The sequence below is a fragment of the Vibrio splendidus 12E03 genome (assembly GCF_000272105.2).
In the GTDB taxonomy this organism is placed as follows: Bacteria; Pseudomonadota; Gammaproteobacteria; order Enterobacterales; family Vibrionaceae; genus Vibrio; species Vibrio splendidus_I.
In genome coordinates, this window is sequence record NZ_AJZD02000070.1 from 31,495 (window position 1) to 43,183 (window position 11,689).

The window sequence follows — 11,689 nt, forward strand, 5'->3', positions numbered from 1 at the left end:
AAAAAGAGCCCTTTAGAAAACTAAAGGGCTCTTAGGATTAGTTTGGCTCAGCGAACAGAATTAGTTGTTTGCTTGCTCTAGTTCAATCGTTTCATCAGCGGCTTTTGCTGCTTCTAGCATCTTACGAATAATGAAAGATGCACCCATTGCAATACCTACCATTACTACCGCAAGAATTGTCAGCATTTGGAAGTAGTCGCCGTAAACTGTTTGAACGATCTCTTGTGTGATCTCTTGACCTTTCTCTAGTGCAATTGACGTTGAGAATACCGCGCCAACGATACCTGATAGTGCGATTGCTACAGAGAATAAGCTTACAGAGAAGTTCTCGATGTGCTTAGGTGCCACAGATAGTATGAACGCCACTACCATAGAGCCCACAATTACTTCACCGAATGCTAGGAAGAAATGGATCGCTAGGAATACTTCAGGGCGAATCAGAACGTCTTCACCAACGGTAGTCACGGCCATTGTCAGGATACCAAAAGCGATAGCCGTCAGGATGAAAGAGAAACCTACTTTCGTTGCTGTAGAGAAGTTGATGTTTTTCTTTTCTAGGCTAGAGAAGATACCCGCGATAATAGGGCCAGCGACCATACACCATAGTGGGTTCATTGCCATTGACGCTTCTGGTGCAACAGGAATGAAGCCAAATAGGTCACCACGCATGGTGTTGATTGCTACCATTGTCATCGATGTCATCATTTGGCCGTAGTACACGAAGAAACATGTAGTCAGGAATGTGATGATTAAGATGGTGCCCATTTTCAGCATGTCTGATTTCTTTGATTTCACCATCAAAGAGACAAAGTAGATAATGGCTGCAGCACCGATCGCGTAAACGATGTTTTGGCCAATATCCATGTTAGAGAACATGAAAAATACTAAGCCGATCATTGCTGCAGATAAGCCTAGGAAAGCAGCCCAGTTTTTAGTGCTTACTGGTTGCTGGTCGATTTCAGCACTTGCTTCAACAAGGCCTTTACGAACAAACAACATCATCAGTAGTGCCGCGCCTGCTAGAACAGCAGACAGAAGGAAGCCACCGTGGAAGCCAACAACAAGCACTAGCATTGGGAATAAGTACTGACCTAACAGTGCACCAATGTTGTTTACTGAGTAGTTGATAGGGTAGCAGTTTTCAAAATCTTCTTGTGTTTTGAACGTGCGTTTGTAGAGACTTGGGTAAGAAGGAGACATCAAACCACGTGCATAACTTGCTAACGCAATACCACACAATGCCATAGGAACATTGGTTGCTGCTGCGCCGAGTACCAGTAAAACGTAACCACTCGCGAATCCTAGGAAAGCGATAGTTAGAGATCGGTAAGCACCTAAGAATTTGTCGGCGATGAAACCACCGGCAATAGCAAACAGCGGTCCTATTGCAGAGAAAGCACCAACTACCATCATGGTGTCGGCTTCGTTGTAGTTCAGGTCCTCAAGGAAGAAACGAGTCAAGATCACCATGACGCCATAGAACGAAAGTCCAAACATCATTTGGCAGAACATCATTGATTTGTTTAATCTATTCCACATTATTTTATTCTCACATTAGTATTAATATGTAGTGTAATTACCCAATTATAATACCATTGATAGTAATACATAAACTGAAACATCTATCCCAAACCGGACTTTGCTCGATATATCTTTTCTTATGAGTACATTCATATTTCTCATGAATGAAATTTGCAATGTTAGATTTTGCTAGTGGATGCATGGTTGTGCAAAAATTAGTCGGTTTCATTTGTGGCTAAGTAATGAACTATTAAAGGGAAAATTAGCGAGACTCATTCGGTATATGCTTTTAAGTGAGTATCACTTTCAATTGCCGGTTGGGTTCGAGCCAATAAAAAGCCAGCTTGGTGGCTGGCTTTGTTTTGATATTGAAAACTAAGTTTACAAGAATGACCCTTCTACAAGGGTATTGTGAACTCGTGTTCTTGTCTGCTATTCACACGGTGGCGCCATGTGGATCACCGCTAAGCCGCCTAACGACGTTTCTCGGTACTTCTTGTTCATGTCTTTACCTGTTTGGTACATGGTCTCGATAACTTTGTCTAACGAGATAAGACATTTACTCGTACGTTTTAGTGCCATACGTGATGCGTTGATCGCCTTCATTGCGCCCATCGCGTTACGCTCAATGCATGGTACTTGAACCAGTCCGCCAATTGGGTCACAGGTCATACCCAGTGAGTGCTCCATCGCGATCTCAGCTGCGATACAGATTTGCTCGTTACTGCCACCACGAAGGGCCGTTAAGCCAGCTGCTGCCATTGAAGAAGATACGCCAACTTCACCTTGGCAGCCTACCTCTGCACCTGAAATAGACGCATTGGTTTTGTATAGAATACCGATAGCGCCAGATACCGCTAAAAAGTCTTTGAGCTGCTTGGTATCAAGTTCTTTGATAAAGCGATGGTAGTACATTAATACTGCAGGAATAACGCCAGCCGCACCGTTGGTTGGCGATGTGACCACTTGGCCACCAGCTGCATTTTCTTCACTTACGGCAAAGGCAAATAGGTTAATCCAATCCATGATCTCCATTGGATCGTTCTCAATCGAGGCATTCGCTTCAAGTTTTTTCAAAAGAGCGGGTGCTCGACGTGTGACTTCAAGGCCACCATCTAGGATACCTTCAGTATCAAAACCACGCTGCATACACAGTGACATCACCTTCCAGATCTGATCTGCTTTTTGGTCAATAGCTTCCATATCTTGGAAGGATACTTCGTTGCGTAGGATTAATCCGCCAAGGCTCATTCCATTCTTATCAGCGAGCTCAAGGAGTTGGTCAGCAGATGAGAAAGGGAATTCAACTTGGGTTTCAGACTCTTGTTTGCCGTTTTGCAGCTCATCTGCAGTTGCGATGAAACCACCACCAATCGAGTAGTAGGTTTCCATATCCAAAAGTTTACCGCTCGCATCAAACGCAGAGATTGTCATTCCGTTTTCATGAAGCGGCAGATTGGTTTTGTGAAAGAGCAAGTCGCTCTCTACATCGAAGTGAATCTCATGGTGACCACTCACCATAAGAGACTTGTCTTCAATCGCTTTGCGCATTGCTAGATTAGCACTGGTTATTTTGATGGTATCTGGGCGGTTGCCAAGTAGACCTAACAGGGTTGCTCGGTCAGTGTGGTGGCCGATACCTGTTAATGATAGTGAGCCGTATAAGTCGATTTGAATACGGGTAACTTGGTCAAGTACAGATTCAATCTTTTGGGTAAAATTAAACCCTGCGATCATTGGTCCATTTGTATGGGAGCTAGAAGGCCCAACCCCAATTTTATAGATATCAAAAATAGACAGCATAGTAACTTCCTGTGAAGACGGTTCGATGGACGAACTCTGTGTAAAATTTGTATTTTGTTCGTTTCACTTATATATGTGAAAGCGTTCTCTGTTTAAAACTAACGCTAACCAGCGTAGCCCTGTGGACCCTATGATCGTGCTATTGTGCTTTTAAGCTGCACTTTGATTGTCGAGTACCTTATTGTGTTGCTTTGCAATAGTGAGCATTATTGCGAGCAACTTATAAGAATTTCAAAATACTTTTGTTCACAAGTATTGTATACATAATTCACTCCATCTAATCCCCAAAACGAGACTTGAACATAAAATGAGCATTAATAACCTCCTTATTGTGCTGGGTAAACGGCTTAATGAGAATGAATTGACTGAGGAAGGAATCAGTCGAGTTGATGCTTTGGTGAAGTATCTGGCGGAGTCCTTGAACGCAGAGCCTCGCTCGTCCACAGCGGTCGCTTTTTGTGGTGGGGTAACCAAAGGGCAGAGTGTTTCGGAAGCTGATGCGATGCACCGATACTTTCGAGAGTTGGAAAGCCTCCGCGAAGTCCCGTTTACTCTGGGAGCGATTTTATTAGAGCAGCATTCAACCAATACTGTAGAAAACATCCAAAATTTAGCTGCTGAGATGATAGAGAGTGGTCTATTTACTCGTGGGCAAGGTGTAAAGATAACGTTTGTGTCGAATGACTATCACTTGCAACGAATCTTTGAGATTCAAACGCTAATGGACGAGCAAGGTTTGCTTAAAGTGCTTGTTGACAGGTGTTCCGCGCTTGGTGTGGATTTGCAAATAGATCGTCAGTTAGAGGCTCATGTGGCGGTGCCATATCCTCATCAAGGCCCTCAAGGGCAATTGTTTTTGCTCATGGATGTACTGACCACTTATCGAGTTTATCTTGAAGGTGTCTGTGCGGGCACATTTAAGCGAGATTTGGAGTTGGTTAGACAAGAGCCAGAAAGACTGTCTTTGGAAGCACTGATAGCCGTAAAGGAACTCGTTGGGCGTTCATCTGACTTTGACATTGTGGAGAGTTTACTCCCAGCATTGGAGCGCTGTATCCAGCAGACTTCAGTGGGTAGCGATGTAAAAAAAGTCAGGGAATACCTAGCTCTACTAGATACTAACCTGACTTTATTGAATCGTTATTTAGATCCGGAATCGGGTCACACACATCGCTGGTGGCGATAAATCGTTATTTTTTTTTGGTGATGCCAATAACGGTCTTTAAGCTTGCAAACGCAATCAGGCAGTAAGCCAAAAGTTCAGTGCCTTCTTCGGCGATGTTTTTAACCGCTCGAACGTAATCATCGCCCATAACATTGTGCCAGAAGGCTCATGTGTTTTTTTACAGTGATTAACTTTGGTTTTCTGAATCTTGCTCATGGTTATTGCGGTAGTACTCCCACTGTTCAATGCGCTCGCCGTCATCGAATACACAGTAAGTTGTACGCTGATTGTTTTCAGTAACCGTGTCTAATTCACCGTCCTGTTGAACACAATAAACCGCTGCTGGGTTAGCGACTGAAACACGTTGGCCTTCGCTATATTCTGCATAGTCGTTTGCACAACCGCCTAATACAACGGCACATACAGCCATCAAACCAATTTTCTTCATGTTTATCTCCTATGTGATAACTCTATAATCGAATGCGTTAAGTTCTACAGAACCAGATTAGAAGCTCTATGAAATTAGTATATTTTAGATTTCAGAAAAGGTTGTCCTAATTTGGTCAAGATATTGAAATAGGTTGATATTTCGCTATTTTTAAGTGCTTTTTGAGTGTTTGATCAAGCTGACATAGCTGACATAGCTGACATAGCTGATGTTATAACAGGAACGGCCTCCGTCAATAAGGTGCTACTTGATGGTTACTTTGACTCGATAGCCGTGGGAGAACTGCGATCAAAACCAGAGGATATGTGTTCTTGTGGGGTACGGAGAACCTCGAATCTATTGATGATTATGATATGATGCCGCCAAATTCAGTAGAGCAGTCAGAATCATGAGACACCTAAAAACCACTATTCACCCTGATATCGATCACCTAGACAATAAGACGGTATATAAGCGCAACGCGGCTCGTGCGATTGTGTTAGATGGCGAAGATATTTTGATGCTTTATACAGAGCGTTATCACGACTACACCATTCCTGGTGGCGGTTTGGACGAAGGTGAAGATGTGATCGCAGGTATGGTTCGTGAACTTGAAGAAGAGACTGGCGCGAAGAATATCCATAGCATCAAGCCGTTCGGTATTTTTGAAGAGTTTCGTCCTTGGTACAAAGACGATGCAGACATGATGCACATGATTTCTTACTGCTACTCATGCAAGATTGATCGTGAGCTTGGCGAAACGGCTTACGAAGATTATGAAGTGAAAAACGGGATGAAGCCGGTGTGGATGAATATCCATGAAGCGATCGCTCATAACGAAAAGACGATGGCAGAGAGCCCTAAAAAGGGCATGAGCATTGAGCGGGAAACGTTTCTGCTGCATTTGATTATCAAAGAGATGCTTTAGCCGTTATCAATACTTGGGGCTGTTGACCTTTCGAGCTGGGTTTTGCAGCATCTTGTGGGAAATTTATACAAGGAAGAGGTTTTGACGTGTAGTTGGCCTACATGAAAAGCCGATAACGCAGTAGAAATGAACCACAAGAGCTGCCCGAAGGGTTCGGCTAAAATCGTTTTATGCTTTGTTGAAGAATATTTGCTTAGAATGCTAGGCTACATACTCTTCGCCGCGCCTAAAACGATTTTATATCGAACAAAACTTAACCACGAAAGGTCAACAGCCCCAAGTCTGCTAAGCTATTTATTTGCCGCCACTTTTGGCGGCAAAGTTGTTTCTAGCGATGCTAAAATGTAATAGCGAAAACTAATTATTAAATATGGTTGATATTGTCAACTATGTGTTTTTGATGTACCTTTACCTCAGCGATGACCCTATTTAGCTAAACTGCTCGGTTAAATCGCTAAATCTCGCTGTGAGCCTGCCCTAAACAAAGAATACTATGAATAAAAGACAGTTTATTGCCCATTACCTGCGCATGAATCGCACCTCTTACTTTTTGGCGATTGTGTTCATTTTTCTCGTCAACTGGTTGCAAGTTGAGATCCCTCGCTATATTCAACTCGCCATAGATTTGATTGATGATGCTTCTCCCAGTGGCCATCAACAACTTCAAAGTTATGTGTGGATGGTAGTTGGCATGTCGGTCGCTATGGTAGTAGTACGTATTCTGTCTCGTATTTACGCGCTTAATCCAGGGCGAATTACAGAGGCTACACTTAAAAGTACATTGCTCAAAAAGTTAAATCGTTTACCGAATAGTTTTCATGAGCGTTTTGCTTCTGGTCGGCTAATATCCATTATCAATAATGATCTTGGTGGCATACGCTTGTTGTTTGGTGTGGGTTTCCTCCAGTTCTTTAATGCGCTGCTGGCGTTGTCGCTGACACCTCTTTACATGTGGCGCATATCGCCAGAATTAACGCTTTATTCGATTATTCCTATCTCAATCGCTTTTGTGATTTTCCGTGTGGGTTTTAAACGCATGAAAGCACTGCATTTAGAGCACATGAAACGTCTGCAAAACCTGTCTGCTCAGCTAATGAGTTACCTATCTGGGATTGACTTGATTAAGAGCCAGCAGATGTCACCTTGGGTGAAAGCTGAAACTGAAAAGCTTAATCAGTTATTACTTGAATGCCGCCTTAAAATTACACGTATCCAAGTCTTCTTTATGCCGGTACTCGACTACGCCAATGACCTGATGAAAATCATCATTCTTGGGCTTGGTGGCTACATGTTAATGAGACAAGAGCTAACCCTTGGTGAGATTACCGCCTTTCTGACTTACTCCGTTTTGTTGGCAATGCCATTGATGCAATTAGGCAGAATCGCGACCATTTATCAACGTGGCATGGTGGGCATTCAAAGTGCACAAACCATTCTTAATGCCAAAGTTCCAGAGCTTGATGAAGGTAAGCTTACTGAGTTAGACGTTGAATCGCTGAAGGGAAAAACGTTCTCTATTCGCAACCTCAGCTTCAGCTATTCAGGTGAAGAACATCTGATTCTCGATGACATCAGCTTTGACATTTCTGCAGGTAAGAAAGTAGGTGTGCTAGGCGGAATCGGAGCGGGTAAAACAACCTTAGTAAACTGCTTGAACCACCACTTGGATGTACCACAAGGTTCTATTTTCCTTGGCGAAAGAGATATCACTAGCTTCTCACGCAGTGACTTACGTCGTTACGTGAAAACTGTGACTCAAGACCCTTATTTGTTCTCCGCAACTGTTGAAGACAATATTCGTTTTGGTAGTTCAGATACTGAATTAGCGAAGAGTCAGGTTAATGAGGTTTTAGAGCTAAGTCAGTTAGCCAGTGATGTCACTCGTTTTGAGCATGGCGATCAAACCTTAGTCGGTGAAAAAGGGATCATGTTGTCTGGTGGCCAGAAGCAGCGATTAAGTATTGCTCGTGCTTTATTGCAGCCAACCGACCTGATTATTATGGATAACGTTTTATCGGCTGTCGACTATGAAACAGAACGTAGGATCTTAGAAGGCTTGTTTAAGCGTTTGGAAAATCAATCCGTTCTTGTGGTTTCACACCGCGTGAATGCCCTTGAATATATGGATGAAATCATCGTCTTGAATGAAGGCAAAGTGATCGCGAAGGGCGACCACGCCACGTTATTGAAAACGTGCGATTACTATTACGATACATGGCAACTACAGCAGAATGAAACGGAGGCAGCAGCATGTTAAAAGGTGTTGATCTCAAGTACCTCAAGCACTTTTTTAAGTTTGCTAAGAAATACAAAGGTTCTGCGATTCTGGGTATCGCAATGCTTCCTCTTTCTGTCATCACGAGCTTGTTGTTCCCTTGGCTGATCATTCAAGTGATAGATGTTCACCTGAGTCACGGGGATATGGATGGCCTGCTCGAATACGTCTTCTATCTCGTTGCCGTGCTGGTGGCGAGTTATGTGGTGGATACCACCTATTCGTACAACCTGCGTAAAACTGGTCAATACACGATAACTGACATGCGATCAGTATTGTTTGCTCGCGTGCTCAAACTGCCGCGCAGCTATTTTGATAACACACCGATTGGAGTAACGCTCTCACGATTAACCAGTGACTTGGAAACCATCGGCGAGACGTTTGTTCAGTCGGTTGTCGGGCTAGTTAAAGACAGCATCAATACCATTGCTCTGTTGGTGATGATGTTCTTCATTGATTGGCAGTTAACGATGATTGTATTGATCATTATGCCGCCAGTGATGTATTTGACGGTGTATGTGAGAAACCGACTTCGTGCTCTCTATAAGGTGACTCGTTCTTCGCTCGCTCGCGGTATTGGCTTTTTGCAAGAAGTCTTATTTGGCATGAAAACCGTTCAGATGTACCGAGCGGAAGAGCAAGTCGAACAACGCTACCAAGGCTATACCGATGAGTTTTTAAGAGCGCAGAAGAAGATCAATAAATACGATGCGATTTTGTTCTCGTTTATCTCTGGCATCACCTCTATCACCATCGCGATTATGATCTGGTATGGCTCTGAGCAAGTGATAGAAGGGGCACTCACATTGGGTGTGCTGATTGCGTTCATCAACACCTTAGAAAAAGTGTTTGTTCCGATCCGTGACTTTACTTCACAGATTGCTTCGATTCAGAGTTCATTTGCAGCGTTTGACCATATTGAAGAGCTGTTTGTTGAGCCGACTGAAGAGGAAGGGCGCAACCTGCTGCCATCTAACAAGGTTGAAAAACAGCTCGAACAGTTTGTGAGCCTGGAGTTTAAGAACGTAAGCTTCCGCTACAAAGATGATGCTCCGTACGTTCTAAAGAATGTCTCGTTTGTATTGGAGAAAGGGCATCAAATCGCGCTTGTGGGCTCTACAGGCTCAGGTAAGTCAACGATTCTGCGTTTGATCTCGAAAACCTACCAAGACTATGAAGGCAGCATTTTGTTGAATGGCATTGAGCTGTCGCAGATCTCTAGTGAAGACTCGGCACATTTGTTCTCGATGATGATGCAAGATGTGCATTTATTCGAAGAGACGATTGCGTTCAATATCGCACTAGGTAAAGAACATCTATCAAGTACCGAGATTGAGCAGGCGGCGCGCTATGTTTATGCCGATAAGTTTATTGAACAATTGCCACAAGGTTATGACTTCCACTTGGAAAAGAACGGCTCTAACTTGTCTGTAGGGCAAACGCAGCTTATCTCGTTCGCTCGAGCGGTTGCACAGGGTGGTCAATTGATGATGCTTGATGAGGCGACCAGTTCGGTAGATTCAATCACTGAAGACCTGATTCAAAAAGCAATGCAGCGCCTTTTCAAGGAAAAAACCGTGATTGCGATTGCACACCGTTTGAGTACTGTTCGTCACTCAGACACCATTTTGGTGTTGGAAAAGGGTGAAATTGTTGAGCAAGGTAATCATCAACAACTGGTGGCGCACAATGGTATTTATGCTGGCTTGTTACAAGAATCGATTGTAGAAACGGGCGATTCTCAAGCTACGTTAGCCTAATTGCCCAAAATCAGGCTGTTGCTTTCAATAAGACGAATTGGTCTTGTCTATGCTTCACCAATTTATCTTGTTTTCTAATATTCCCAATAGGTTAGGGAAATTAAACATATTTTTCGATTATTAATATGTTATGATCTCCCTACTACTAAAGGGGTGTCTTCGGGCATCGGGATGTATGCGAGCAAAACGTAAGTGCTTGTGTCAGTCACTTTCTGGCGAATATGGAATCGAAAATGTTGTTGGAAGAAGTTGTAGAAATTATCGAATTAACCGACTCAGACCATTTATCTCAAGCAATGGAACTGTTTAACGAGCATGGTTTTGTTGATGCTGAGTCTTTACCTTTTATGAATGTTGTTTTTGAAACAGCACCAGATCAACTTGCGAAGAAGCTGTCGCAGATTGGTTTTAAAGGTTTAGTGCAAGTCGAAAAGAATGAAGATGCATCAGGCTTCACCATTATTGATGCTGACCGTGTTCTGCTAAAAGATTCTGCTTAGGCGCAAGACTCTGCTTAGCTGCAAGATTCTTCTTAATGACAAGAATAAGATTCAGCTTAGTGAAAAGACTCTATCCAGTTCAGTAACACCCGTTATGATTATTTGAGGTTAACACAGTGACAACAGCAACCGTTTCATCAACAGAACAACACATTTCCAACGAACATGCGCTATTAGGTGCATCGTTATTAGCGTCTCAAAAAGTTGAGTTGGCTCTGTTCAGTTTGATCTCTAAATTAGCTAAAGCCTTATCAAAAGAGCAGCAACAGTCATTAGGTTTGGATTTGGATACCTTTTTAAGGGAGAAGCCAAGTGAACAAGCCTCGACTCTAAGCCGCTACGAAAATACGTTTGGTGAGCAACTTCCTTTGAAGGCCAATGAACTCAACGATTTTATTTATCATCGAAACTTGGTCACTCGTGGATTTTGGCGAGTGACTGGCGCTGATGTTAAGGGCGGTGAGAAGCTTGCTAACCCAGAGCTTTATTTAAAAGAGTTTTTGGCCAAGTGTGAATACTGGCAAGTGATGCTTGATACTCAAACCAAGTAATCAAATTGAAATAAGAAAGCCATAGCGAACATTCTATGGCTTTTTTTGTGCAAACCGTGTTGAATTCTCTGAATCTAGAGCATCATCTTCAATACATAGTTCCTCGAGACAAAGTGATGTTTAAGTGCGGCACTGATATGCAGCACAATTAAACAGGCTAGGGCAATACAACTGGCACGATGTAAATAGAAAAAGAAGCCGTTGATTGCAGAGTCGGTAATTAGATTATTTACACTCACTAACCAAAATAAAGAGTACGGTTCTTTTAGCATTAAGTAGCCGGTGCTGAAAACCATAAACATCACAAGATACATCAAAGAGTGTGCAAGCTTGGCAACGCATTTTTGCCCTTCAGGCACAGAGGTTGGCATGTTTGGCGATGAGCGAAAGTGGCTCCAGATATAACGAACCACAAGCAGTGGCGTCGCAACGGTCGCCAATGACATGTTGAGCACTGACAGAAAAGAAAACAGCTCTGGATGACTGGTGACATAGTGCATCACATACCCTGCGATTGTTGCATAGATGATTACAGAAGCCATTACCCAGTGCAGTACACGGCTTACTAAATCGTATCGTGGATTATTCAAATTAACCTCGTTCTGATCGTTATTAATATAAGATTCATCTCGATGCAATAAACCATTTTTCGGTATATTCGCATCGCGAATTAATTATATAGAACAGTATTACGCGGTATTTTTATAATTTAGAAATTAATGATGTTGCTTCAGGTGTTTTATAATTATCAATGATGTT

At 42.8% G+C, this 11,689-nt stretch carries 11 protein-coding genes; 6 read left to right on the forward strand and 5 right to left on the reverse strand.

Annotation, left to right across the window (positions count from 1 at the left end; translation table 11 throughout):
• Positions 1 to 60: 60 nt before the first annotated feature.
• Together A142_RS06505 and A142_RS06510 are read right to left on the reverse strand one after the other, a co-directional pair.
• Positions 61 to 1,539 (reverse strand): peptide MFS transporter, encoded by a 1,479-nt coding sequence (locus tag A142_RS06505; RefSeq protein WP_081324693.1) that lies wholly within the window; start codon positions 1,537 to 1,539, stop codon positions 61 to 63.
• A 414-nt stretch (positions 1,540 to 1,953) separates the two neighbouring features.
• Entirely contained in the window at positions 1,954 to 3,324 is a 1,371-nt protein-coding gene (locus A142_RS06510) for an L-serine ammonia-lyase (RefSeq protein ID WP_019820442.1), read from the reverse strand.
• A 307-nt stretch (positions 3,325 to 3,631) separates the two neighbouring features.
• Between A142_RS06510 and A142_RS06515 the strand changes: the two genes are divergently transcribed.
• Positions 3,632 to 4,510, forward strand: coding sequence for a YdcF family protein (locus tag A142_RS06515; RefSeq protein WP_019820443.1), 879 nt, complete (start codon positions 3,632 to 3,634; stop codon positions 4,508 to 4,510).
• A 4-nt stretch (positions 4,511 to 4,514) separates the two neighbouring features.
• Here A142_RS06515 and A142_RS25540 read toward each other — a convergent pair whose 3' ends face one another.
• Both A142_RS25540 and A142_RS06520 read right to left on the reverse strand, forming a co-directional pair.
• On the reverse strand, positions 4,515 to 4,637 hold the full coding sequence (locus A142_RS25540; RefSeq protein WP_019820444.1) for a hypothetical protein: 123 nt from the start codon (positions 4,635 to 4,637) through the stop codon (positions 4,515 to 4,517).
• A 39-nt stretch (positions 4,638 to 4,676) separates the two neighbouring features.
• A complete protein-coding gene (locus A142_RS06520; protein WP_017059521.1) occupies positions 4,677 to 4,937 on the reverse strand; it encodes a putative hemolysin in 261 nt (86 codons plus the stop codon).
• Positions 4,938 to 5,325: 388 nt separating this feature from the next.
• Between A142_RS06520 and A142_RS06530 the strand changes: the two genes are divergently transcribed.
• The 5 genes from A142_RS06530 to A142_RS06550 all read left to right on the forward strand — a co-directional run bounded on the left by A142_RS06530 (position 5,326) and on the right by A142_RS06550 (position 10,930).
• Complete coding sequence (locus A142_RS06530; RefSeq protein WP_019820448.1) at positions 5,326 to 5,844, forward strand: NUDIX hydrolase; 519 nt, start codon at positions 5,326 to 5,328, stop codon at positions 5,842 to 5,844.
• 493 nt (positions 5,845 to 6,337) lie between these two features.
• Complete coding sequence (locus A142_RS06535; protein ID WP_019820450.1) at positions 6,338 to 8,101, forward strand: ABC transporter ATP-binding protein; 1,764 nt, start codon at positions 6,338 to 6,340, stop codon at positions 8,099 to 8,101.
• On the forward strand, positions 8,095 to 9,879 hold the full coding sequence (locus A142_RS06540) for an ABC transporter ATP-binding protein (protein ID WP_019820452.1): 1,785 nt from the start codon (positions 8,095 to 8,097) through the stop codon (positions 9,877 to 9,879). The genes A142_RS06535 and A142_RS06540 overlap by 7 nt, the downstream gene beginning before the upstream one ends.
• Before the next feature lie 233 nt (positions 9,880 to 10,112).
• A complete protein-coding gene (locus A142_RS06545) occupies positions 10,113 to 10,379 on the forward strand; it encodes a hypothetical protein (RefSeq protein ID WP_017059525.1) in 267 nt (88 codons plus the stop codon).
• 116 nt (positions 10,380 to 10,495) lie between these two features.
• Entirely contained in the window at positions 10,496 to 10,930 is a 435-nt protein-coding gene (locus tag A142_RS06550) for a hypothetical protein (protein WP_019820454.1), read from the forward strand.
• Between the two features lie 74 nt (positions 10,931 to 11,004).
• On the opposite strand, the gene A142_RS06555 is transcribed toward A142_RS06550, so the two are convergent.
• Positions 11,005 to 11,520 carry a cytochrome b gene (locus A142_RS06555; protein WP_081324694.1) on the reverse strand — a complete coding sequence of 172 codons (516 nt, stop codon included), beginning with the start codon at positions 11,518 to 11,520 and terminating at the stop codon, positions 11,005 to 11,007.
• Positions 11,521 to 11,689 lie beyond the last annotated feature (169 nt).

Coding starts and splice junctions, on each gene's coding strand:
- A142_RS06510 (WP_019820442.1), bottom strand. CDS start 3,324: ATGCTGTCTATTTTTGATATCTATAAAATTGGGGTTGGGCCTTCTAGC.
- A142_RS06530 (WP_019820448.1), top strand. CDS start 5,326: ATGAGACACCTAAAAACCACTATTCACCCTGATATCGATCACCTAGAC.
- A142_RS06520 (WP_017059521.1), bottom strand. CDS start 4,937: ATGAAGAAAATTGGTTTGATGGCTGTATGTGCCGTTGTATTAGGCGGT.
- A142_RS06515 (WP_019820443.1), top strand. CDS start 3,632: ATGAGCATTAATAACCTCCTTATTGTGCTGGGTAAACGGCTTAATGAG.
- A142_RS06535 (WP_019820450.1), top strand. CDS start 6,338: ATGAATAAAAGACAGTTTATTGCCCATTACCTGCGCATGAATCGCACC.
- A142_RS06505 (WP_081324693.1), bottom strand. CDS start 1,539: ATGTGGAATAGATTAAACAAATCAATGATGTTCTGCCAAATGATGTTT.
- A142_RS06545 (WP_017059525.1), top strand. CDS start 10,113: ATGTTGTTGGAAGAAGTTGTAGAAATTATCGAATTAACCGACTCAGAC.
- A142_RS06540 (WP_019820452.1), top strand. CDS start 8,095: ATGTTAAAAGGTGTTGATCTCAAGTACCTCAAGCACTTTTTTAAGTTT.
- A142_RS25540 (WP_019820444.1), bottom strand. CDS start 4,637: ATGGGCGATGATTACGTTCGAGCGGTTAAAAACATCGCCGAAGAAGGC.